Genomic DNA, 24,487 nt, shown 5'->3' on the forward strand with positions numbered 1-24,487 from the left:
GGATTAAGTCCAGTCGATTACCGAACTCAATCCACCCAATCAGCTGCATAATAAAAACTCTAACTTATAGGGGTAAGCACCTAATGCTGTCAGCCTTTTTTATATATCTAACTCCTTAGGGGGTTCTCCCTTTTTATTCATTAACCGAATTCCAATCGGATCGATTTCTAAAATTACATAGTTTGGATCATCCGGTCCATCGAAATACAGTTTCATATCATCATTCCAAAATTTCTTTTTCAGGTCCTCCGTATCGTTTAACGATACCTCCCCCTGATATTCGATATACTCGTCACCAAATCCATCACCTTCATATCCAATTAATACATGGGTATATGGATTTTTCTCAATTTCTTCTGTTTTATCGGCATCTTTATGCGTTGGTGTATAAAGCTTCAAACCTTCATGGAAAAATGTCATATACCTAGAATGTGGTTTATCGTTCTTCACCGTCGCCATCGTGCCTGTATGACTTTCCTTAAGGATTCGCTTCACATTTGTTTTAATCTCTGATTGACTCACAAGTATACACTCCTTTATCGATTGCTATAAGTAGTGTTCCTTTTCTCGTCAATATTAAACATCCTGCCTTACCGTTCGATTCTGAAATGTTGCCACTCAAATGGAAGGAGTGCTTGATACTTTCTTTGTAGAAACCGATCATCAATTAAAGCAATCGTTCCTTGGTCTGACTCAGATCGAATTAATCTTCCTCCCGCTTGAAGCACCTTATTCATTCCAGGAAAAACATAGGCATAATCATAACCGTTTCGGCCAATAGAGCTGAAATAATCCTTGATAATATCTCTTTCCAATCCAATTTGAGGCAGGCCAACACCGACAATAATGACACCTTGAAGCCGTTCTCCCTTTAAATCTACGCCCTCAGAGAAAATGCCACCTAATACCGCAAAGCCAATAAGCCTTCCTTTCATACCTGGCATAAAAGCTGCTAAAAATTCCTCCCTGTCCGTTTCAGACATGCCTACCGTTTGGACAATCGTCTTTACATGTGGTGCATGCTGTTGGAATGCATCATGTACAGCTTCCATGTAATGATAGGATGGAAAGAAAACAAGGAAATTTCCAGACTGTTTCGCAATAAGATTCTCCACAAAGTGAACAATTGGTGTCATCGTACGCTCGCGATCACGATACCTTGTCGACTTTGGCAGAATAATCACCTCAGCTTTTTCACGATCAAATGGAGATGGAATTGCAGTTACATAATCTTTTTCGGTTCCACCCAAGAGGTTTTTATAATAATCGGCAGGTGTTAACGTGGCTGAAAAGAAAACCTTTGAACGGTAGCCTTTCCCCATCTTGTTAATGAGATTAGATGGATCGAGGCAGAACAGCTTCAATCGAACCTCGTTTTTCAGGATCTCCATATAGGTTACAAATCGCCCATCATAAAGCTTGGCTATTTTAACAAAGGATTGTGATAAAAAATAAGTATCCAGCAAAAGTGGATCTGCTTCAGGATGTTGCACTAATTCAGCCTCTGCATGGTTGGTAAAGGTTTCTATAAGCGAAACAAGATCTTCATCTAGCTCTTTGCTAATTAAATCCTCTTGCTTCTTTAATGTTAGCAGATGATTATTAATTGCTTTGGCCGATTTTGCTAAGCTTTCATTACTGTTTTTAAATGTACGACTGAGTTGCAGAAATGCTGATTTATACAAGTCAGCAGAATACATTTCTCTCGCTCGATCAACTAAATTATGTGCTTCATCAACCAATAAGACAGTCTCTTTCTTCTGCTCCTCAAAAAGACGCTTCAATGACACTCTAGGATCAAAGATATAATTATAATCGCAAATAACAGCATCCGCTATATATGCAAGCTCTAATGAAAATTCAAAAGGACAAACACGATGTTTTCTTGCATAGGTTTCAATTACTTGGCGACTCATCAATGTTTCATTCGCGTATATGTCTAAAACAGCTGCATTAATTCGATCGTAAAAACCCTCTGCAAATATACAGTGTTCCTTTGAGCACCTTACTTCCTCTTGAAAACAAACTTTATCCTTCGCTGTAATGGTCACAACTTTTAATTCCGACCCCTTTTCCTCCAGTAAACGAAATGCTTCCTCTGCAGCAGTTCTCGTAATTGTTTTTGCAGTAAGATAAAACATCCGTTGCAAATGCCCCTCACCAATCGCCTTCACCGCAGGAAATATCGTGGAAACCGTTTTGCCAATACCTGTTGAAGCGGAAGCAAATATATCTTTCTTATCGAAAATTGTTTTATAGACAGAAGCCGCGAGCTTACGCTGTCCATTTCGATAATTTTCAAACGGAAACAGAAGCTCCCTTGCATGAACATCGCGTCGTTCTACATGCTGAAGCTTCGTCTTGGCATATGCTGCATACTGACCGACAATGTTGTTTACATACGCTTCCAGCTCCTGAAAGTTCATTTCCCGCTTAAATTTAACCTGCTGCTCCGTGTTTACTTGAACATATGTCAACTGGATCATGATCTCTGATAAATCGTGATCTTTCGCATAGATAAAAGCATAAAAGATTGCCTGTGCCCAATGTACTGGGTATGTATCTTCTGAAATCCACTCAATTGGATTTCGTGTTGACTTAATTTCATCAACTGTAACTTGTTCATTCTCATCAAAAAGCAAACCATCACATCGTCCATCCACAACAAAAGTTAAGTCTTCATATGGAATTTCCGTTTTAACATATACTTCTTTTTGATCTGTTTCTTTATATGTTTTTTGGATTTTTTGATGTGCTTTTGTTCCGTCAGTCAGCGTCGTAGCCGTTCGAAACCCAGATTCAATGCTGCCACTGCGCAACACGTACTCGACAAGCGTTCTTACTGAAATTTTGACTATATCCGTCATGTAATCACCTTTTAAGATTCATTAAACCAATTTTAGCAGTTATTCGATTTATGTGGAAACCGGAATTAACTTTGTACATAAAAAGAAGCTGAATCAAACACGCTTTTTAGCGCTTTGATTCAGCTTCTCGTGTAAAATTAGTTAATTCCTCGCATAAACCGTTTCAGCTTCGGTGCTAATAAAAGTAATACGATACCAAGTAAAATCGCAATTCCTCCGATTACACCAAAGTAGATGACTTCCGTATCCACGGAATAAAAACGAACGACCTGTGCGTTAATCGCCTGTGCCGAAGCGTTGGATAGATTCCATAAACTCATCATTTGGGCAGCAAATGCCGCTGGCGCCAATTTCGTTGATGCTGATAGACCAACTGGTGATAAGCATAGTTCACCTAGCACGACTAGGAAGAAGCTAAGAACGAGCCAAAGCGGGCTAACTAAGCTTTCCGTTCCGTTAAATATCGCAGGGAAAATCATGACAATAAATGAAAGCCCGGCAAAAATTAATCCAAAGGAGAACTTTTGCGGTGTACTTGGCTGACGGTCTCCAAGCTTCACCCAAAGCCAAGCAAACACTGGTGCAAGCATCACAATGAATAATGGGTTTAATGATTGGAACCAGGAGGATTGTATTTCAATGCCTGCAAACGACAATTGCGTCCGTTCGTTTGCATAAGTCGCTAAAATATTCGATCCCTGTTCTTGAATTGCCCAAAACATCATGGCTGCAACAAATAACGGAATATATGCTAGTAAACGAGAGCGTTCATCCGCTGTTGTTTTCGGACTACGATACATCATTATAAAGTACACGGTAGGGATTATAACTCCAAGAATACTAATCGAGAAAATAACCCGCTCAATCGTTAGCCAGCCACCTGTTACACCAGCCCATCCGATTACAGCTAGTACAATAACAGCGAGACTAACAATTTTCGTTGTCTTTCTTTTCTCCTCACCGCTAAGCGGGTTTGGAACTTGAAGTCCTGCAAGACCAAAGTATTTTTTCCGTGATAATAGGTAAACAACCAAGCCAGCAAACATCCCAATAGCGGCAATTGCAAAGCCAAGATGGAAGCTATATGTTTGTCCAATTGTTCCGACAATAAACGGTGCAATGAAACCACCCATGTTAATACCCATGTAATAGATACTGAAACCTGAATCGCGTCGTGGATCTGTTTTGCTGTAAAGCTCACCAACCATTCCACCAACATTCGGCTTTAGTAAACCTGTACCGATAACGATAAACAGCATGGACACAAGTAATGCTGTAAAGCCACCAGGTAAAGCAAGGATAATATGACCAAGCATTATTAGAACTCCACCGTAAAATACGGTACGGTTCATCCCAAGAACCCGGTCAGCAATCCACCCACCTATAATACCGGACATATATACGAGCGACCCGTAAATCGCCATTATCGAGTTGGCAGTAGTTTGGTCTATTCCTAATCCGCCGTCTGTAACTTCATAGTACATATAAAATAAGAGTATGGCACGCATTCCATAATAGGAAAAACGTTCCCAGAACTCCGTGAAAAATAATGTCGATAAACCTTTCGGATGTCCAAAGAAACCTTTTTGCGGAACGGTTTTTAGTATGGCATCCTTATCTCTTGAATCCATCGTATGTTAATCCTCCTCTAAGTTGAAAAATGAATTCTGCTAAAAACATACCCGATAATTTTAAGGCAAATTCGACATACTGTAAAGGTGAATTTTGCTTTTTTGATAGAAATGTAAACGAATTACCAATTGTCATTTCACCATTGGAAACGCTACCTAATTATTTTTCCAATTGTAGTGTAATTTATGTAAATTTGTAGAATAAAAAGGATTTCTCCCTTATTCATCGAATTTCTTAGTAAGACACATCGAAGGAGTTGGCAGGATGATTCTATACCAATTACCGTTACTGATACTTACAATGGGGCTCGTTTATATATTCATTGCACCATCAGAACCAATTCTTTTTAGTTTGTTTTTCAAAATTGTTCCTATGATATTAATCTTGATTTACGCCCTGCAACTATTGCCACAGAAAAAATCCCGAACACATCTGCTTATTATCGTAGGACTTATTTTTTGTATCATTGGTGATGCCACGATCCACTGGTTTCTTATTGGCTTAACAACATTTCTCATTGGCCATTTATTTTATATAGCAGGTTTTTTTACACAGTGGACATTTTCGAAAATCCGCTTGGCTATGATTGTTCCAATTGCCGGGTTTGCATTCTTTATCGGTACGCGATTGGTTGAGGCTTTAAGTGAAGAAGGAAGCACAGGATTAGTCTTCCCCATAATTGCTTATATCCTCATTATTTCACTAATGGCCTTCTCCGCTATAATGACAGGTAATGGGTGGGCAATTGCTGGTAGTGTGCTGTTCGTCATTTCTGACGCTATTCTTGCATGGAATATGTTCGTTGCGCCACTCCCTTCCACCAGTGTACTTGTGATGCTTCCCTATTATGGCGGGCAATTTTTAATTGCACATAGCCTAAGTAGCATCGTCGCGGGTGGGAATCGGGTTGTTTGGTGAATAAAGAATATCTCCCTACAAGCCAGTAGTTTGATCAGATAGAAGAAACCAATGGGTAAAAGAGAAAATTAGCTAATCAGAAGAGGAGCGATAAAATTGGAATACACTTTCGTTAGCGTTGTATTAATCATCTTCATTTATTTGACATTTAAAGTGAATAAGCTCGAACAAAATGTTAAGCAGATGAAACATACATTAGAACAGGTTACTAAAGGGGGAGAAATTCTTGAACATTCTGTAGACGATAGATTATATGAATTGATCCAAGAAGGAAAAGATATTAAAGCTATTAAAGAAGCGAGGGAAGCTTTAGGGTTATCTCTACTAGAAGGAAAAGAGTACGTCGAGGCTTTAAAGGATAAAATAAATAATAGCTAACATAACCTATATCTGGTTTACAGGATTAACTTGTAAAATCCCTATGCTTCAAGCACTTTATTAGTTTGCATGATTTCGTAGTGGTATAATTGATGTATATTAAAAGTTTAACTTCTTCAACTAGTGTTTGATTTCAGACGCGAATACTAGGTATTTTGATTTACAGAAAACGTTTATCATCAGGAGGTAATAGAAGTGAAAGCAGCAGTTTGGCATGGGGAAAAGGATATCCGAATTGAAGAGGTGGAAGTAAAGCCTTTAGAAGATGCTCAAGTAAAGGTTCGAGTAGCTTGGGCTGGTATTTGTGGTAGTGATTTACATGAATATGAAGAAGGTCCCGTATTTGTACCAGTAAACGAAAAGGACCCTTTAACAGGTGAAATTGCTCCATTAACAATGGGACATGAATTCGCTGGAGTAATCGAAGAAGTAGGAAAAAACGTAACGAAATTTAAAGTGGGCGATAGAGTAGCAATTAACCCAACGATAACATATGGAAATAAACCGGAAGATATGGATGCATACGATGGATTTAGCTTCATTGGCTTGCATGGTGATGGCGGATTTACGAAATACGCGAATGTTCCAGAGTCCAACGTTTATCTTCTGCCAGACACATTAACTTTACAAGACGGTGCATTGGTAGAACCTACCGCTGTTGCTGTACAAGCTGTAAAAGAAGGTGGACTGCAATTCGGAGATACAGTTGCTATATTCGGAGCAGGTCCAATTGGACTTTTAACGGCTATTGCAGCGAAAGCAGCAGGTGCAAGCAAGATTATTGTTCTAGACTTATCTGAAACAAGACTTGAAAAAGCAATGGAACTTGGCGCAACCCATATCATTAATTCTGGTGAACAAGATGCTGTTAAAGCAATCCGAGAATTAGTTCCAGATGGTGTCGATGTATCCTTTGAGGTTGCAGGAGTTGCTCCAACCTTCAAACAAGCAATTGACGCTACACGGGCACGTGGAACAATGGTAATTGTATCTATTTTCGCTAGACCAATTGAGTGGAATCCAATTCACCTTACGAACACAGGTGTAAAAATCACGTCATCAATTGCCTATACACCGACTTCTTTCCAACAAACAGTCGATTTGATGGGGACAGGTCAATTGAAGCCTCAAGGCATTATTACTGGTCAAATACAGTTGGATGATATTGTTGAAAAAGGATTTGAAACATTATCAAGCGATAAATCACAAGCAAAAATACTAGTAGAGCTAAGCGGAGAGAAATAAACCTGTCTGATTTATTAGCGATATGAAAACAGTTCTAATAGAACCACAAAAACCCCTCAGATCCGTTGCTGAGGGGTTTTTACAACCTTTTACACCACTTGTGGCCCTACTAAAAATCTAGGGTTTTCACCGATCACCAGCTTACATAAATTTGCATAGCCAATTTGCTTATAGGAAGCAAGGAAATCCTGTAATTCGATGATTTTAGTATCTGCTTTAAGTTTATCTATTTCCTGTTCAAACACGCTAAAAACATAGGTATTTCGAATGGTTGGTGTACATTTATCTGGGTTTTCATCCATAATTAAACAACCCAAATATTGATAATTAAACTGTAATTGACGCGTAAGCTGAATCACATTTATGAACCGTTGAAATAATTCTGGCTTCGTATGTCCCAATTCGTCAATTGCTTCTTTTGCCGAAACCAATTCGTTTAAATTCGTTGTAATTACCATCTCATCTGCTCCTTCCTGTTATCTCTTAATTCCAAGGCTTACTGATCGATAAATGAGCAACAATATCTTTATTTTGCTGTCTTTTTAACTTTCTAATTTTTGCACGTTCCTCTCCTGTGCTGTAGAGGAATTTTTCTTCTTCTGTTTCCGCGACAATTGCAGGAACTTCAATTGGTTTTTTATTCTCGTCCAACGCAACAAATGTCAAGAAGGCTGTAGTAGCAATTCTTCGTTCTCCGGTTAGCATATCTTCAGCAATTACTTTACAAAATATCTCCATCGAGCTTTTTCCTGTATATGTTACGAATGACTCAATGCAAACTTTGTCACTTTGGCGTATTGGTTCTATAAAATTTACTGAATCTGTTGAAGCCGTAACACATTCCTTAACTCTTGCATGGCTACAAGCTGATAGAGTGGCACAGGCATCAAGCTTTTTCATAAGCACTCCACCGAATAATGTATGATAATTATTTAAATCATTAATTAGAACCTGGTCATTTTGAATAATACGTGTTTCTCCCATTTTTCTTGCTTTCATCAACTAATCACCTTACTACTTTTTATTGCTACAGCAAACGATTTATCTGTTGTAGATACAATGTTATGTACAGGTTCTATTGTATAACACCCAGATAATTGAAGTACAATGCCAATAACCTATGCTATCCATAACAAAAACGTTTGTAAACGCTTTTAAACCACATATAAAAAAGACCTCCCTTAAAAGAAAGCCTTATGTAACGTTCAGATTCACTTTAGCAAATCGGATAAATTCCAGTTTTACAGGTGTTAATACTTGATCTTTTTTCCAAATCATTGCTAAGTGCCATTTAATGGTTGGATGGGACACTTTTACTTCCTTTACATCACGCGTTAACCCTTTAATCGTACTTTCTGGTAATAAGGTTATTCCAAGATCGGAAGCTACCATTTCCTCTATAAAGTCCATCTGCGAGGTCTCCGAAATAATTCTCGGTTCAAAACCAGACTTTCTGCAGGCGGAATAAATACGATCGTGCAGTGCAAAGTCTTTATTAAACATAATAAAATCTTCATCTTTTAATTCAGCAATTGTTACCTCTTGCCGATTTACAAGCTCATGGTTGGCGGGCACGATGAGCTTTAAATCTTCCTCTCCCAACGAGTAGCAATCAAAGATGTTGTAACGAGTAGGAAGAAAGACAACTCCAAAATCCAGGTGATCATTCATCACCTTTTCTTCAATTCGCTTTGATCCATCCTCTATTAACTGAAACGTAATATCTGGATATTCATTATGAAAAGATGCGATTAATTTCGAGAAGAAAACAGAATCGATAATTGAGGGCAAGCCGATACGAATATGGCCCTTTTTCAGCACGGAAAGGCTTTCCAACTCAGTTTGTAACGCCTGAAACTGCTTTTCCATCACTTGAGCGTGTTCATACAGAATTTTTCCTGCATCTGTTAGAGATAGTTTTTTTCGCGATCGAATGAAAAGCGATGCTTCCAGCTCATCTTCTAGTGATTTTATGATCCTACTAATTGCAGGCTGTGTCATATATAATTGATCTGCGGCACGTGTAAAGCTACCAGCACGTGCTACCTCAATAAAATATTGTAAATGTTTCATTTCCAATTCTCTCCCCACCCCTCTCCTGTTTTCTTATTCTACTATGCCATACCACACATCACAAACGAACAGCATTTCAAATTGTAACAGGAAATAAATTATTGCTTAATCTGTTAGCGGTAGGTGGACTGTGTGGCTTACATTGGAGTGGTTCGACTTGTTGAACATTACTGTGGGGTGGGAGGTGGCATAAGGTAAGGCTTAAACACTTCGAGGATGAAGGTTTTTGGCAACTAGGTTACAAAAAAGGCTGCCATAAATGACAGCCCTCCTTCCAATTATCTAATTTTCTTAAATGCCTTACTCCAAGCGATTACTTGATCAAGCATTGCATCTGCATTTGCCGCATGGTAATCTGCAGGTTTGAATTCGCTCATGTTTTCAAAATCACTCATTAATGAAAACGTTACCGCTGTACGAACGTCTGCCACTTGAAGTTCACCAAGGATGAGACGAAGGTTTTCGTGAGCACGTGCCCCACCTAAGCTGCCGTATCCAACGAAACCTGCTACTTTATTGTTTACTTCTGGGTTCAAGTAATCTAATGCATTTTTCAATGCACCACCAATTGCATGGTTGTATTCAGGTGCTACAAAAATATAACCATCAAATGCAGCGATTTTCTCAGACCAAGCTTTAACCGCAGCTTCTGCTTCTGCTTGTCTTTCTGCTGGAAGTTCTTCACCAAGGAATGGCAATTTATATGCTCCTAAGTCGACAATTTCATATGTGACATCGTCGTCATTTCGTTTTGTTGCAAAGTCGTACATCCAATTTGCAACTGCTTCCCCATTACGCCCTTGACGTACACTACCTTGCACAATAGCGATTTTCAATTTCTCTTTTGGTACTTGTGGTGCTGCTGCTTGCTTTGATCTACCGAATAATTTATCAAAAAATCCCATTGTCTGTTCACAACCTTTCCTATTCATTCTCTAAATTTATATTAACCCCTTATAAAGAAGGGGCAGAAACCCATGCCTAGCACTATGTAAACATAGTTATTCAGGGGGTAGCTGCCCATTATTAATCCGATGATTCTCGATACCTTTTTTTATCTATAAAGTATTCTTTTTACTTCTTAAAGTTTGCCAGTTATTAATTGCGAACTGTTTTTAGAGCCCCGCTCCAAGCGATTACTTGGTCAAGCATTCCGTTTGCATTATCTGCATGGAAGTCAGCAGGCTTGAATACGCTCATGTTTTCAAAGTCAGTCATTAGTGAGAATGTTACTGCAGTACGTACATCTGCAACTTGTAGCTCCCCAAGAATGAGACGAAGGTTTTCATGTGCACGTGTACCACCTAAGCTACCGTATCCAACGAAACCAGCTGCTTTGTTGTTTACTTCTGGGTTTAAGAAGTCTAATGCGTTTTTCAATGCACCACCAATTGCATGGTTGTACTCAGGAGTTACGAAAATGTAACCATCAAATGAAGCAATTTTTTCAGACCAAGCTTTGATTGCAGCTTCTGCGTCTGTCTGTCTTTCTGCTGGAAGTTCTTCACCAAGAAATGGCAATTTATAATCAGCTAAGTCCACAATTTCGTATGCTACATCGTCATTACGTTTTGTTGCAAAATCATGCATCCATTTTGCAACTGCATCCCCATTACGACCTTGACGTACACTACCTTGAATAATACCTATTTTTAACATTCTATTTCCTCCTAAATGTTTATATCTCTTATTTAAGTTTAATTCAACATACTTTAATTACTTATACTATACCATCGTTTTTAACTTATTGCAACATATTTAATTCTTTTTTATTATATAGTTATAAAAAGTAACCGTCTAATTATATGCTCTCCTTATTTCTAAAAGAAAAACAACAGGTGCTGCTGGCTAGAGCAGGAACCTGTTTTATTTATTAGAATGGGTATGCAGATTCTTCGGATTCTCTCTTATGCTTTGCTGCCCGAATGAAATGGACAACGTCCTCTGCCAATCGGTTCAGTCTAAAAATAATTTCATCATCTATAATTGCTTGGTTATGATAATACTTCTCTTCAATAAATACATATTTCGGAATGACCATTGCTTGCATATAAGTCAATATTGGCTTCAATTGCTGTTCAGCCACTAAATAGTGCTTTGCAGATCCAGCTGTCGATACCAGACCAACCATTTTATCTCGAAATGCATCCATTGGAAGCAAATCAAATAGGTTTTTTAGCGTGCCTGGAATCGAAGCTTGAAACGTTGGCGTTCCAATAATATAGCCATCCGCTTCCATTATTTTTTCTAATACTATTTTGGTATCGCCTGTGTAATCACGATAATTCCTGCCATCGCTAAATACAAGCTCGTATTTCTTTAAGTCAATGAGCTCAACCTCGATATCCTCATGCTGTTCGTTTATTCGATTTAACACATTTTCAACAGCAATTCGTGTCTTTGAACCGACGATCGACCCAGAAATTCCAATAATCTTCATCTTCATCCTCCTTCCCGAAGCAAGTCATCTATGTCACTTAAGGTCAGGCTGACGCTTCATCACGAAGCAATCAACTGTTCCAGCAATGTATATGTTATGAATAGTAAAACAAATCATTGTTCTTACTATTTACATCCTATTATACCGAGTAGTTTTTTCGAAATACAATTTGATGCTTAGGAGATGATCAGGAGGGCATTTTCCAGTCATCCTTTTTCATGTCCCTTAAAAAAATATCCTTCACTCTTATTATAGTGGCGTTCATTTACATCTGTGCTACCTATAGGATACATAAAAAAGACTGCCACTTAAATAGTAACAGCCTTCTTCATCAATTTTCTTCTTCATCCTTCTGGCTTAAACCTAAATCAAACAAGCCCGATTCTTTAGCAGAAAGAATCGCAATATAAACGAATGGCCCTAAGATCAGTCCCATTACACCGAAAAACACAAAACCAAAATACATGGAGAGCACAGTTGGCAGTGCTGCAAGTCCAATGGAATCACCTAGAACTTTTGGCTCAATGATACGCCTTAAAATGGTAATAACAAGCGCAAGCAAAATGAGTTGAATGCCTGTGCCAACATCCCCGAGTATCATGGCTAAAAGCCCCCACGGGATAAGCACAAGCGCTGGTCCGACATACAATGGAATGATGTCAACTAACCATATAATCACAGCCATAATCAATGCTGCACCAGGCGAAATGAATAAAAGGCTAACATACGTAATGACAAAAACACCGATACTTAGGATAAATTGAGCTTTCCAATAACCGAGGAAAACCTTTCCTAATCGCTGATTGACGAAGCGCAGTTTCTCAGATGTATCTGGTTTAAATAGATTATAAAATAGTCGTTTCAATCGAGGTAAATCCAAACTAAATAAGAATAGTGTCATCAAATAAATAAGTGAAACAAAGATAAGATTTGGTACCAATTGAATCCAAGTGCCAAGTATCGCTAACAAATAGGATGTGAAATCCAATGCTGTTTCAACGACGCTATTGGATTGGTTTTCCAATTCTCGAATAACGACATGAGCAATTGGGATATCTTCAATGAGCTCATTAAAACGAATAATGACATCATTTATAAATCGCTGTACCTGAAATGCATAAGTAGGAATCTGTAATGTAAAATTATAGATTGTTTCCATTACACGGGTAAACGTTATATAGATAAGCAAGCTAGAGATTGCAATAAAAAGGGTAAACGTAATCGTGACTGGGAGAACCCTTTTCCTTACTTTCAATTTTTGTTTAAGCCATCTAACAAAAGGCTCAAACATGAGCGCTGTCAACAACGCTAATAATACAGGCAAAAACGCTGAGAAATATATGTAAATGAAAATGACGATCGCAATCAGTGCGATCAGCTTTAAGATTTTTTTAATAAGGGATTTCGTTATCAATAAAAGACTGCCTCCTTTTCCCTATAGATCGCGATAGAGCGATTCATGATGGCTTGATTTCAAAGGTCTCGATAACATTAATACTCCCTTTTACGGATTGAACCATCGAACAGTTTTTTGAACTTAGCTCTAACGCTTTTTCCACCTTTTTTTCAGAAAGATCTTTACCGAAAATGGTAAAGTGCAAGTTAATTTCTTCTACACGATTTGCTATATCTGGGTTGCGTTTTACATCAGCAGTAATTGTTATATCATCAAAAGCAATGCGCATTTTAGTCAGCACTTGCTTCAAGACCCCGCCACTGCAACCTGCTATAGAGGACACCAGCAATGCGTATGGTCTAAAACCAAACTCATCCTTACCGGATATCGTTAATTTACCAAAATCAAATTCAGATTCGAAGCCATTCTCATGCATTCTAAACTCCATCTCGATCATCCTTTTCCTAAATTTATTGTACTGCGATTAGTATCGCATCTCTCTATTCATGACAATAATCGCACCATGTGTTAAGTAACAGTGCTGCTTAACTTTAAAATTATTCCTATCTATAGTATAACGATATTTCTTAAAAATGAATATGTATTTGTTCTCGATTTTGGCTTTTAAAGAGTTATATTATTGTCTGGTTCGGAAAGGACATGGAATTGGTAGCGAACTAAATCAATTTCTCCTTTTTGACTGACCTCAACGCCTTCTGCTTCAAGCTGCCATTTCTGCTCCATCGCGGTCACTTCATCTTTAATGGCGACTTGTCCTTTCGCATTGATGACCCGATGCCAGGGAAGGCGATGCTTTTTGCTCATCGAATGTAAAATTCGTACAACCTGTCGTGCAGCTCGTGGACTTCCTGCTGCTCGAGCGATCTGTCCATAGGTCATAACTCTTCCTTCTGGTATTTGCTTGATAATTGCAATTACATTTGCAGTAAATGGTTTCATGGTACACCTTTCCTACGTCTATTGTTTACTGAACCTTTGTTTGTCATGGAACATTCTCTGTAGCACCTTTTTCTAAATAGTAACAACATTATTTTCGAATGTCTATAACCGCCTTTTCTTTCAGCAGGGCTAAAAATTGCCTCGTATAAGCCCTTACAAACCAACAGAAAATAACCATGCCAAGCAAAGGAGGAAGTCATGAATAGACAACGTGCATTGGAAATTTTGGAGTCAATGGAAATGGTTAATGTGAATTACCATGGCATTCCTGTGTATATTCAATCATTGGATGCTAATCAAGAGACAGCCACTGTTTTCCCGCTCGATAGTATGAATCATGAACAATCCGTAGAATTGGCAGGTCTTGATGAGGTGCGGTTAGGTAAATAACCTCTTCAGGATTATAAAAAGTAAATGAAGGATGCTTACTCTTTAGCATCCTTCTCTACAATTTAGTCGCATTTGTCACATAAACTCTTGGTACGCGCTTCCCAATCAGACAAACCGTTTCGTAATGAATGGTTTGCATGTGATTTGCTACCTCGCCAAGCGAAATATAACCGTCATCGGGGTCACCGAAAATGGTAACGACATCTGCTTTGCTCATCTGCTGGGCAGCAGTGACATCAATCATCGTCTGGTCCATACAAACTCTTCCGACAATCGGTACGCGCACACCTTTAACTGTCATGTGCCCCATATTTGAAAGCTGTCTAGAGAGCCCATCCGCATAACCAACTGGCAAAGTAGCAATAACCGATGTAACTTCTGGTGTGTAGGTACAACCATAGCTAATCGGATGACCGGATTTTACCTCTTTAATCATAGCGGGTTTTGTTTTTAAGCTCATCGCCTGTTTTAAGTGAAGTTTATCTCGCATATGTTCACTCGGATAGAGCCCATACAAGCTAATACCAACACGCACCATGTCCAAGTGCATCTCGGGGTAGATAATAGTCGCAGCACTATTACAGCAATGCTTTAACGGAATTTGGATTTGATGTTCATTTAAGTAATCAAGCAATGCCATAAAATTTTTAAATTGCTGATACGTATAAGCTGAATCTGGATTGTCGGCATCAGCAAAGTGCGTAAAAATCCCTTCTAGTTCAACTTTTTTAGAGGCAACAAAGGACTCACAAATTTGAAGCGCCTCGTTTTGGTCACGAATCCCAATGCGATTCATGCCACTATCTATTTTCAAATGTACCTTCGCTTGTTTATTCCAAACACTAGCAGCTTGTTCCATTTCTGCTACTGATTCATCCGAGAAAACAGTAAGGGTAATGTCGTGCTTTACCGCCTCTTCTATCCCATGGGGAGCAGTATAGCCAAGCACAAGAATTGGAGTATCAATTCCCGCTTCACGTAACTGAAGCGCCTCATCTAAAAGCGCAACCCCTAAATAATCCGCGCCAGCATCCACCGCAGCAGTTGCAACTTGAACCGCTCCATGACCATATCCGTCAGCCTTAACAACTGCCATAAACCCGCTAGCTCCAATGTGTCTTCGGAAGGATTGTACATTCGCTTCAATCGCATCCAAAGATACTTCTGTCCATGTATCACGATAGCTTCCATACATCATGAAGATACCTTCTTTCTCTTGTTCGTCTGAAAAATCACATCATGTGACAATAGAATCATTTTACCACTGAAAAACGTGAATTCACACAATTTATGCTATACTAATTATATTTCTCCCTGAAACTTATAGAAAGAAGATTGCTTTAAAAATTACCAAATACGGATTTCAGTATCAACTATACTGACCTGGAGTCTAGCTGCTTCTTCTATTTTGAAAAGGGATACAAGACGAACATAGACAGATAGATACTGGATGGGAGAGAATAGTATGAAAAAAATTATGCAGCTTGGTAGTGCCTTCGTAGGTGTCATTGTTGGAGCTGGCTTTGCGTCTGGGCAGGAGATTTTACAATACTTCACGAGCTTCGGACTCTTCGGTATTATTGGAGCCGTCATCGCAACTGCGTTATTCGCCTATCTCGGTATGGTTTTAATGCGAATTGGTAGTCGAATGCAGACGATTTCTCACCGAGATGCGATTTATAAAATTAGCGGACGTTATCTGGGGATTGTCATTGACTACATCATTATATTCACGCTTTTTGGTGTGGGGGTCGTAATGATTGCAGGTGCTGGGTCGAATCTAAATCAGCAATTTGATTTCCCATATCTTGTAGGGACGAGCCTAATGGTTATTCTCGTGCTTATCGCAGGGATGGCAAAGGTAGATCGCTTTGTAGCCATTATTGGCAGTATCACACCTTTTCTCATTCTAATCGTCATTATCCTTTCCGTTTATAGCGTGCTAACAATGGATAACACGTTTGCTAATCTAAATACGATTGCACTAGAACAGCAGACGACATTACCAAACTGGTTCATTTCCGCGATTAATTACGTTTCCTTTAATATTGCAGTTGGAGCGTCGATGGCGTTTGTAATGGGCGGAGCGGAGCGCAACGAAAAAACAGCAGCACTCGGTGGACTTGTTGGTGGATTAGGAATTGGAATTCTTATTATTTTAAGTCACCTTGCGATTTTCTCAAAAATCGATCTTGTACAAGGATACGATATGCCTATGTTACAGCTTGCAAATCATATTTCCCCAGCTTTAGGCTTTTTCATGGCAATTGTTCTATTTGGTATGATTTTTAATACAGCAGCGAGCATGTTCTTTTCATTCGGAGCACGATTCGTTGAAATAGGAACACGGAAGTTTAAAATCTTCCTTGTCGTTGCCTTAGTAATTGCCTATTTCTTAAGCTTTGTTGGCTTTACAGATCTTGTAGGTTACTTCTATCCGCTGATCGGTTATTTAGGCTTATTCCTTACAGGGGCGTTGATCGTTGCTTCTGTTCGAATTCGTAAGTTGAAAAAGGAAACAGAAGGTAGTTAGTAGAAAAAGTGGAAACAGCACGTGACAATAATAATAGCTTGAATAATTTAGTTTGATTTCTTTTTGGGAAATATTCACTTTTTCCTTAAAACGATTTGCACATATTCAATGGAACATGGCATATCATATACTTTTAAAGTCTACGTAAAAGGAATACCAACAAATGAACATCGGTACTTCATAATGGGTTTATCTATACCGTAAGTGCAAGACTGGCGATGGCCCATGTAAAAATAATAATTAGATATACAAAAAAAGTAATCTATTTCCTGCATGTCGGTGCAGGGTGGATTACTTTTTTTCGTGGATTGTATGAACCATTGTTACAATTAATGACAAAACCCTCTCAACTAGTTACTAAATGGTAAGAAGTCAACTTTAAAAACAGAACGGTACATGCTCCACATATACCGCCCTCCCTTTTACTTGCTCTTCTCTTTGCGCTTCTGGTTTTCGTACATCAAAAAATTTGATTGAATTTGTTCACAATCTGTTAGAAGCTTTAGGATATAGCTATATGCTTCTTCGATTTTCTCTGATAAATAATTCGTTCGTTCGAATAAAAGACTCCTGAAATGATCCATCTGCCTGACAACTTTCTCCGTCAATGCTTCCTGATTTTCCAAGCGCTTTTCGATCTTCTCATTCGACTCTTCTTGGACAGATAGCTGCTCTGATAATTGCTCTTGAAAATCTGTTTGATTATCGATTTTTAATACAAGCTGTTCATTTGCCTTGGCAACTTGCTCCATCCATACTTCCTGATTTTCCAAGCGCTTTTCGATTTTCTCATTCGACTCTCCTTGAACAGATAGTTGCTCTGATAATTGTTCTTGAAAATCTGTTTGATTATTAATTTTCAATACCAGTTGTTCATTTGCCTTGGCAACTTTCTCTGTCAATGCTTCCTGACTTCCCAATCGCTTCTCTACTTCCTTATTCGACTCCACTTGAACAGATAGCTGTTCTGACAATTGCTCATGAAAATCCGTTTGATTATCGATTTTCAATGCAAGCTGTTCATTCGCCTTGGCAACTTGCGCGAGCTGATTTGCAATCCCTTGATAAGAGGAATTCACCCCGCTTAGCTGCTCCCGAACTTCTTGGTCCGCTAATTGGTCAGCTTCAATTAGCTCCCGAATCTTCACATTATCCTTTTCCAGCTGCTGCAAATAGCTCGTAACCTGGTTCTCCATCACTTCATGATGCGTATTAAATTGCCTTAACTCCTTTAATTGCGCTTCTATCTGCGTCCATTTACTCTCACTCTCATAATGCTGCTGTTCATACAGTGCTCTTATTCCAAGAAGTGTAGAGCTAAGCGAGTTGTTGATACGTTGCTGCTCCTTTACCATTTCAGAAACATGATTTTGTACGAAAAGCGCTTGGTTTTGCCCTTGGAGTTCATCACGATTTTTATACATATTCTTATGGTTTCTATCATTAATGAATAGTCCCATCCATTTACACCCCTTACTCTTTCCTGTATTATTCTATGCAAAAATGTCATGTTAGGAACTAGTAGAGGGAAAGCGCCGTGACAACAGGAAGAGATAAGGGCACACACATAAACTAAAAACAGCCATTCATAGTTGAAACAGCTGCTTTTCTCGTTCATTTATTAAATTTGTAAAGGTAGGTATTTAATGATTTGTAAAAAATCATGCGGTTAACTTACTTAAAAAGAGGTGATGTTCATTCGGTGGTATGTATTATAATGTTTTCTGAAATTCCTTGAACGCTTCAACAAACGCTTTTGGAGAGGATCTGACGATATAAGGATATACTCCATTGTTCGTGTGCAAATAGAGCAACCCTCCGTCATCGCCTATAAATCGATAGGAAATATCTAGCACGTCATGGATCTTAAATTCTCTGTATTGTGTGACAACCTTATCATCATACAAATACATCGTGCGCTCTTGTTCCGTGTCTCTTTGTTCAATACTACTTACTTCACGTATAACTTTGCTGTATGTCTGCTTCGCAATCAAGTTCACACCAGCCACCCCTGCCCTTCAAATGGAAATGTTACCCTTTTGCTAACTGAAGATGATCCATCCTCCATTGTAACCACTGATATTCACGGGTTTTCCTTGGAAGAAACTGACGAATATCATCCTCATGGTAGCCAACCTGTAATCGTTTATCATCCACCATAATTGGACTTCTTAATAATCGAGGGTGTTCCTGAATAAGTTCTAATAGCTCTTGTAATGGCAAGGACTCAATATCTAGATTTAAATCCTTGTAAACTTTGGATCGCGTTGAAATAATCTCATCTGTACCTTCAACTGTCATCCGTAAAATACTTTGTAGCTCATTGACCGTTAGCGGCTCTTTAATCACATTTCTTTCCTTGTAATTAATCCCTTGTCTCGAAAACCATTGCTTCGCTTTCCTTGTCGACGAACATGCAGCTCCATAAATTGTTACTGTCATTTATCATACCCCATTTTCTATTATTCAATCTACGCACTCATGTAGTGCGGCGAATTACTTGTAAAGACCTTTTTTCAGCAAATTCATTTCAATAACGAAGTTCTCTAGGGCCTCTTCCTTGGACATATTTCGCGTATACTTCTCCACCAAATTGCGAAATGTAACCGATGTAATGATTTGGATAATATGATAGAACTCTTCTTCACCAGATATATTCAGACAGTCTTTATTGATGAGCGGTGTTATTTCCTTCAGCTTGTTTGAGTCGATTTGTTTCTCATCAAAAATCCTTGTGAATACATCCTCAATTTCATGTGTCACATTCAGTAGAGCATTCTTTAAGAAATTGTAGCCATCCTCTGTCTTCTTTTCCTCAAGCATGAGTTGGAATAGCTCTTTGAATGCTTCAAAAATATCCCCATTATACTTATTCAACGAAGCAATAAATTTATCCTGCCTTTTATTCCATTGCTCTTCCAATAAAAAATAGTAGGCATCCTCTTTATTCTCGAAGTACTGATAAAAACTTCCCCGCGGAATTTCTGCCGCTTTTACAATGTTTGAAATGGAGGCTTGAGACAATGGAACTCTTGAAAATTCCGCTTCTGCTGCTTTGATTAATTTGTTCCGCTTTATCTCCGGTAGATTAAAAAATGTAAGTTTAGGCATTTCCTTCCTCCATACTTCACGCTTGTGACATCATGTCATGTTGTTCTATTTTTATAATAAATGACACGATGTCATGTGTCAATAATTTTCATGACATCGTGTCACTTTTATTTATAAATTTGTCCATTTTATGACGATGTATTTTATCACTTAACTTCCTCGTGATAAAGGCGTTTTATTCACTGAAAAAAAGTAATTTCTTTTTTCTACTTTTCATGTATAATTATTTCGAATCTGAGAAAAAGTGAACAAAAGCTGGAGTGATTATAAGACGGATGAACCCTTACTACTCCTATACCCTGTTCATTTACACAATAATCTATTTTGATTCACGAATATTCAAATTCCACGAATCTCAGGGGATAGCGAAATATATGCAAGTTACAACTGCATTGTCTAGGTTCCTGAGCTTTATGTCATTCTTATATAAAGGAGATTGCTATGACGAATACCGCTATTATTCAATTTAACAATGTTACGAAGCAATACGATCACGATGCCCCTGTTTTGGATCACGTTAGCTTCGAAATAGAAAGAGGAAAATTTTACACCCTGCTCGGACCTTCTGGTTGTGGAAAAACAACAATCCTTCGCTTAATCGCCGGATTCACAGAAGCGACATCAGGGGATATTTACTTTAATGGGAAAAAAATCAACCATATTCCTGCGAATAAACGTCAAGTGAATACCGTGTTTCAGGATTATGCACTGTTCCCTCATTTAAATGTCTTTGAAAATGTCGCTTTTGGATTACGGATTAAAAAGATGAAGAAATCGCAAGTTGCAGCTAAGGTAAAGGAAGCTTTGAGCTTCGTGAATCTATCTGGTTACGAAGACCGAGAAATTAAAGAGATGTCCGGTGGTCAACGCCAGCGTGTAGCCATTGCTCGCGCAATCGTGAATGAACCAGAAGTCATTCTGCTTGATGAGCCATTGTCTGCGCTTGATTTAAAGCTACGTTATCAAATGCAATACGAATTGCGTGAATTACAGCGCCGGCTTGGGATTACGTTTATTTTTGTAACACATGACCAGGAAGAAGCACTTGCCATGTCCGATGAGATTTTTGTTATTAATAAAGGGAGAATTCAACAAAGCGGTACGCCAATCGATATTTATGATGAGCCGATTAACCGATTCGTTGCGGACTTTATTGGAGAGTCTAATATCGCAAAAGCAACGATGATTGATGACTTCCTTGTTGCTTTCGGTGGCGAGCAATTTTCCTGTGTGGACCAAGGGATGAACCCGAATGAACCGGTTGAAGTCGTGATTCGGCCGGAGGATTTAGAGATTACATCCTTTGAAAACGGCATGCTTCAGGTAGAGGTTAACTCACAGCTGTTCCGTGGCGTTCATTATGAAATCACTGGTCTTGATAAAGAGGGCAATGAGTGGCTTGTTCAGTCTACAAAAAAAGCAGCAGTAGGTGATAAAATTGGGCTGCGCTTTGATCCGGAGGCTATTCACGTCATGCGCTTCAATGAGACAGAAGAAGACTTTGACCGCCGTTTAGATTCCTATTCGGAGGGGGAAGCAGATGGAAAATAAAGTCTCGAAAAATCTATATATGATCCCGTATGCATTATGGATCATCCTGTTTGTTATTGCACCAATACTGCTCGTTCTCTATTATTCGTTCTTTGATATTGAGGGGAATTTTTCGCTAGTTAATTATAAAAATTTCTTTACACCTGTCTATTTACAAATGACGTTAAGCTCCTTTTGGTATGCGTTTCTTATAACGGCTATATCCTTATTGGTTGCTTATCCGACAGCATATTTATTAACACGAACAAAGCATAAGCACCTTTGGTTACTGTTAATCATTGTCCCATCCTGGATTAACCTATTGTTAAAAGCCTATGCATTCATTGGAATTTTCGGAGCCTATGGCGTGGCAAATAACTTCCTGGAGTGGATTGGTATTGGCTCACGACAGCTATTGTTTACCGATTTCAGTTTTGTATTTGTTTCAGTGTACATTTTTATTCCATTTATGATTCTGCCAATTTTCAATGCTTTGGATAACTTAAATCCAAGTTTGCTTTATGCAGCGAAGGATTTAGGAGCTTCCGGGTGGACAACGTTTCGTAGGGTCGTCTTCCCATTAACGATCGATGGGGTTAAGTCAGGCATTCAAGTCGTTTTCATCCCGGCTTTATCCCTATTTATGCTAACACGATTAATTGCAGGAAACCGCGTCATCACGTTAGGTACAGCAATCGAACAACATTTCCTCGTGACACAGGATTGGGGAATGGGATCAACCATTGCCGTATTTTTAATCCTCATTATGTTCCTCTTCATGGGCTTAACAGGATTTAGAAAGCGAGGTGCGTAATGTGGAGAGAAAGTCATCCTTTGCAGCGAACATCTTTTTGATTCTTATCTTTTTCATCCTATATGCACCGATTTTCTATTTGATTTTTTATTCGTTTAATAGTGGTGGAACGATGAGCGGCTTTGAAGGGTTCACATTGGACTGGTACAAGGAGCTACTTCATGATACGAGGCTGCTTATTATTGTTTTAAATACACTAGTCATTGCTTTATTATCTGCATTGATTTCCACTGTGATTGGGGTTTTAGGAGCAATTGGAATTCAGGCATATAAAAGGCGACAAACGAAAAACACATTGCTTGCATTGAATAATATTTTAGTAGTCAGCCCTGATGTTATTATTGGAGCTTCCTTCCTTATTTTATTTACCATGGCGGGAATTCAGCTAGGATTTTATTCTGTATTACTGTCTCATATTGCATTCAGCATTCCAATTGTTGTGCTACTCGTTTTGCCAAAGCTAATGGAAATGAGTCCGACCTTAATTGATGCCGCTCGTGATCTTGGGGCAAGTCAATGGAATGTGTTGACGAAAGTTATTCTGCCGTACATTGCACCAGGTATCTTTGCCGGATTCTTTATGGCATTAACGTATTCGTTGGATGACTTTGCGGTTACCTTTTTCGTAACAGGAAATGGTTTCTCAACACTTTCGGTTGAGATTTACTCGTTAGCACGAAGAGGTATTTCATTGAACATCAATGCACTTTCGACAATTTTATTTGTCGTAACCATCGTGCTTGTGGTTGTCTATTACTACTTAACACAACGCAGTGGCAGTGGTGCGAAAGGAGTTGACTTTAGAAGATGAAAAATCTTTTCAGAGCATTCCTTGCTATTGTAATTGTTTCTGTCATTCTTATTGTCGCAATCAATCGGTTAAACGCATCACAAGGATTTTCTGGCAGTGATACGTTGACTGTCTATAACTGGGGCGATTATATTGATGAAGAATTGATCAGCCGTTTTCAAGAAGAAACAGGAATTACGATTATCTATGAAACATTTGATTCCAATGAAGCAATGATGACAAAAATTCAGCAAGGCGGAACATCTTATGATGTTGCTGTCCCTTCGGAATATATGGTTGAAAAAATGGTCGAGGAAGATCTGCTGCTTGAGCTTGACCATTCATTGTTGCCAAATATGCAGAATTTAGATGAACGATTCTTGGACATGGCATTCGATCCTGGAAATCGTTATTCTCTCCCTTACTTCTGGGGCACGGTTGGAATTGTTTTTAATCCTACATTGTTACCAGAAGGAACGGAAATCACAGGCTGGGATGATTTATGGAATCCGGCATTTGAAAATCAAATTCTACTGATTGACGGTGCTCGGGAAATCATGGGCATGGGGTTAAACACTCTAGGCTATTCATTAAATGATACGAATCCAGCGCGTTTACAAGAGGCTTTAGATAAACTAAAAGAGCTGACACCAAATGTAAAAGCAATTGTCGGCGATGAAAATAAGCTCCTCATGCAAAACGAGGAGGCAGCCATTGCGGTTGGCTGGTCTGGAGATGCAGCAGATATTATGTGGGAAAACGAAGATATTGATTACGTCGTTCCTGAGGAAGGATCGAACCTCTGGTTTGACAACTTCGTTATTCCAAAAACAGCACGAAACGTCGAAGCAGCGCATCAGTTTATTAACTTTATGATGGACCCGGAAGTAGCTGCGCAAAACACAGAATACGTCAGCTACTCAACTCCGAATAAAGCAGCGTTGGAGTTTATGCCTGAGGATATGGTAGAAGATGAACGATTCTATCCAGAACCTGAGTTAACAGAGCTTCTGGAGGTTTATGAAAACCTTGGTCAGCAGAATTTAGCTTATTATAATGAATTGTTCTTGCAGTTTAAGATGTATCGAAAATAGCTCCGTTGAGATGACGCCAGGGATTAGTCCCTGGCGTTTTTTAGTTGGGGAGTGGAGCTGTTTAGGGACGGGATGGTGTCTTCGTTTGGCGGTTTGGTGCTTTAGCGGCCTGGGATGGTGTCTTAATTTGACGTTTGGTGCTTTAGCGGCCCGGGATGGTGTCTTAATTTGGCGTTTGGTGCTTTAGTGGTGCGGGATGGTGTCTTAATTTGGCGTTTGGTGCTTTAGTGGCCTGGGATGGTGTCTTAATTTGGCGTTTGGTGCTTTAGTGGTGCGGGATGGTGCCTTAATTTTGATTTTGGTGCTTTAGTGGTGC

Annotated in this window: 26 protein-coding genes; 9 read left to right on the forward strand and 17 right to left on the reverse strand. The window is 38.9% G+C overall.

The genetic code is table 11. The annotated features are described in order from the left end of the window. Nucleotides 1–99: 99 nt before the first annotated feature. From F1560_RS18025 to F1560_RS18035, 3 genes are all read right to left on the reverse strand, one after another. Nucleotides 100–522, reverse strand: coding sequence for a pyridoxamine 5'-phosphate oxidase family protein (locus tag F1560_RS18025; protein WP_149476035.1), 423 nt, complete (start codon nt 520–522; stop codon nt 100–102). 68 nt (nt 523–590) lie between these two features. Then, nucleotides 591–2,867: an ATP-dependent DNA helicase gene (locus F1560_RS18030; protein ID WP_149476036.1), complete on the reverse strand. Its 2,277-nt coding sequence runs from the start codon at nt 2,865–2,867 to the stop codon at nt 591–593. A gap of 137 nt (nt 2,868–3,004) precedes the next feature. After that, nucleotides 3,005–4,498, reverse strand: a complete 1,494-nt coding sequence (locus F1560_RS18035) for a peptide MFS transporter (RefSeq protein ID WP_149476037.1) — start codon at nt 4,496–4,498, stop codon at nt 3,005–3,007. A gap of 265 nt (nt 4,499–4,763) precedes the next feature. On the opposite strand from F1560_RS18035, the gene F1560_RS18040 reads away from it, so the two are divergent. The 3 genes from F1560_RS18040 (at nt 4,764) to F1560_RS18050 (ending at nt 7,040) form a co-directional block, all read left to right on the forward strand. Further along, nucleotides 4,764–5,417, forward strand: a complete 654-nt coding sequence (locus F1560_RS18040; protein ID WP_149476038.1) for a lysoplasmalogenase — start codon at nt 4,764–4,766, stop codon at nt 5,415–5,417. A 96-nt stretch (nt 5,418–5,513) separates the two neighbouring features. Next, a complete protein-coding gene (locus tag F1560_RS18045; protein ID WP_149476039.1) occupies nt 5,514–5,795 on the forward strand; it encodes a hypothetical protein in 282 nt (93 codons plus the stop codon). A 195-nt stretch (nt 5,796–5,990) separates the two neighbouring features. Next, nucleotides 5,991–7,040 carry a 2,3-butanediol dehydrogenase gene (locus F1560_RS18050; protein ID WP_149476040.1) on the forward strand — a complete coding sequence of 350 codons (1,050 nt, stop codon included), beginning with the start codon at nt 5,991–5,993 and terminating at the stop codon, nt 7,038–7,040. 89 nt (nt 7,041–7,129) lie between these two features. On the opposite strand, the gene F1560_RS18055 is transcribed toward F1560_RS18050, so the two are convergent. From F1560_RS18055 to F1560_RS18095, 9 genes are all read right to left on the reverse strand, one after another. Continuing rightward, nucleotides 7,130–7,498 (reverse strand): hypothetical protein, encoded by a 369-nt coding sequence (locus F1560_RS18055; RefSeq protein WP_149476041.1) that lies wholly within the window; start codon nt 7,496–7,498, stop codon nt 7,130–7,132. Nucleotides 7,499–7,523: 25 nt separating this feature from the next. Further along, nucleotides 7,524–8,039 carry an acyl-CoA thioesterase gene (locus F1560_RS18060; protein ID WP_149476042.1) on the reverse strand — a complete coding sequence of 172 codons (516 nt, stop codon included), beginning with the start codon at nt 8,037–8,039 and terminating at the stop codon, nt 7,524–7,526. A gap of 195 nt (nt 8,040–8,234) precedes the next feature. Continuing rightward, complete coding sequence (locus F1560_RS18065) at nt 8,235–9,119, reverse strand: LysR family transcriptional regulator (RefSeq protein WP_187773769.1); 885 nt, start codon at nt 9,117–9,119, stop codon at nt 8,235–8,237. A 272-nt stretch (nt 9,120–9,391) separates the two neighbouring features. After that, entirely contained in the window at nt 9,392–10,018 is a 627-nt protein-coding gene (locus F1560_RS18070; protein ID WP_149476044.1) for an NADPH-dependent FMN reductase, read from the reverse strand. Between the two features lie 193 nt (nt 10,019–10,211). Continuing rightward, entirely contained in the window at nt 10,212–10,772 is a 561-nt protein-coding gene (locus F1560_RS18075) for an NADPH-dependent FMN reductase (RefSeq protein WP_149476045.1), read from the reverse strand. Between the two features lie 214 nt (nt 10,773–10,986). Next, nucleotides 10,987–11,553, reverse strand: coding sequence for an NADPH-dependent FMN reductase (locus F1560_RS18080; RefSeq protein WP_149476046.1), 567 nt, complete (start codon nt 11,551–11,553; stop codon nt 10,987–10,989). Between the two features lie 331 nt (nt 11,554–11,884). Next, on the reverse strand, nt 11,885–12,967 hold the full coding sequence (gene ytvI / locus F1560_RS18085) for a sporulation integral membrane protein YtvI (RefSeq protein WP_245347761.1): 1,083 nt from the start codon (nt 12,965–12,967) through the stop codon (nt 11,885–11,887). Between the two features lie 43 nt (nt 12,968–13,010). After that, entirely contained in the window at nt 13,011–13,397 is a 387-nt protein-coding gene (locus tag F1560_RS18090; protein WP_149476047.1) for an OsmC family protein, read from the reverse strand. A 176-nt stretch (nt 13,398–13,573) separates the two neighbouring features. Beyond that, nucleotides 13,574–13,909 carry an MGMT family protein gene (locus tag F1560_RS18095; RefSeq protein WP_149476048.1) on the reverse strand — a complete coding sequence of 112 codons (336 nt, stop codon included), beginning with the start codon at nt 13,907–13,909 and terminating at the stop codon, nt 13,574–13,576. Nucleotides 13,910–14,107: 198 nt separating this feature from the next. Here F1560_RS18095 and F1560_RS18100 point away from each other — a divergent pair, with 198 nt between their 5' ends. Beyond that, entirely contained in the window at nt 14,108–14,299 is a 192-nt protein-coding gene (locus F1560_RS18100) for an H-type small acid-soluble spore protein (RefSeq protein WP_149476049.1), read from the forward strand. Nucleotides 14,300–14,354: 55 nt separating this feature from the next. Here F1560_RS18100 and alr read toward each other — a convergent pair whose 3' ends face one another. Beyond that, nucleotides 14,355–15,497, reverse strand: a complete 1,143-nt coding sequence (gene alr / locus F1560_RS18105; protein ID WP_149476050.1) for an alanine racemase — start codon at nt 15,495–15,497, stop codon at nt 14,355–14,357. Between the two features lie 267 nt (nt 15,498–15,764). Between alr and F1560_RS18110 the strand changes: the two genes are divergently transcribed. Next, entirely contained in the window at nt 15,765–16,832 is a 1,068-nt protein-coding gene (locus F1560_RS18110; protein WP_149476051.1) for a YkvI family membrane protein, read from the forward strand. Nucleotides 16,833–17,254: 422 nt separating this feature from the next. On the opposite strand, the gene F1560_RS18115 is transcribed toward F1560_RS18110, so the two are convergent. The 4 genes from F1560_RS18115 to F1560_RS18130 form a co-directional block, all read right to left on the reverse strand. Continuing rightward, nucleotides 17,255–18,292 (reverse strand): coiled-coil domain-containing protein, encoded by a 1,038-nt coding sequence (locus F1560_RS18115; RefSeq protein WP_149476052.1) that lies wholly within the window; start codon nt 18,290–18,292, stop codon nt 17,255–17,257. 252 nt (nt 18,293–18,544) lie between these two features. Continuing rightward, nucleotides 18,545–18,832, reverse strand: a complete 288-nt coding sequence (locus F1560_RS18120) for a hypothetical protein (RefSeq protein ID WP_149476053.1) — start codon at nt 18,830–18,832, stop codon at nt 18,545–18,547. 31 nt (nt 18,833–18,863) lie between these two features. After that, nucleotides 18,864–19,274, reverse strand: coding sequence for a Spx/MgsR family RNA polymerase-binding regulatory protein (locus tag F1560_RS18125; RefSeq protein ID WP_149476054.1), 411 nt, complete (start codon nt 19,272–19,274; stop codon nt 18,864–18,866). Nucleotides 19,275–19,328: 54 nt separating this feature from the next. Further along, entirely contained in the window at nt 19,329–19,943 is a 615-nt protein-coding gene (locus F1560_RS18130; RefSeq protein ID WP_149476055.1) for a TetR/AcrR family transcriptional regulator, read from the reverse strand. Nucleotides 19,944–20,384: 441 nt separating this feature from the next. On the opposite strand from F1560_RS18130, the gene F1560_RS18135 reads away from it, so the two are divergent. From F1560_RS18135 to F1560_RS18150, 4 genes are read left to right on the forward strand one after another with little or no spacing between them, the layout of a single operon-like run. Then, nucleotides 20,385–21,494: an ABC transporter ATP-binding protein gene (locus F1560_RS18135; RefSeq protein ID WP_149476056.1), complete on the forward strand. Its 1,110-nt coding sequence runs from the start codon at nt 20,385–20,387 to the stop codon at nt 21,492–21,494. Further along, nucleotides 21,484–22,287 (forward strand): ABC transporter permease, encoded by an 804-nt coding sequence (locus F1560_RS18140; RefSeq protein WP_149476057.1) that lies wholly within the window; start codon nt 21,484–21,486, stop codon nt 22,285–22,287. Before F1560_RS18135 ends, F1560_RS18140 begins: the two co-directional genes overlap by 11 nt. A 1-nt stretch (nt 22,288) precedes the next feature. Further along, the gene (locus F1560_RS18145; RefSeq protein WP_149476058.1) at nt 22,289–23,098 is read left to right on the forward strand and encodes an ABC transporter permease; all 810 of its coding nucleotides are present in this window, start codon (nt 22,289–22,291) and stop codon (nt 23,096–23,098) included. Then, nucleotides 23,095–24,171, forward strand: a complete 1,077-nt coding sequence (locus F1560_RS18150) for an ABC transporter substrate-binding protein (RefSeq protein WP_149476059.1) — start codon at nt 23,095–23,097, stop codon at nt 24,169–24,171. The genes F1560_RS18145 and F1560_RS18150 overlap by 4 nt, the downstream gene beginning before the upstream one ends. Nucleotides 24,172–24,487: the final 316 nt, after the last annotated feature.

The sequence above is a fragment of the Oceanobacillus polygoni genome, from assembly GCF_008304605.1.
In the GTDB taxonomy this organism is placed as follows: domain Bacteria; phylum Bacillota; class Bacilli; order Bacillales; family Amphibacillaceae; genus Oceanobacillus; species Oceanobacillus polygoni.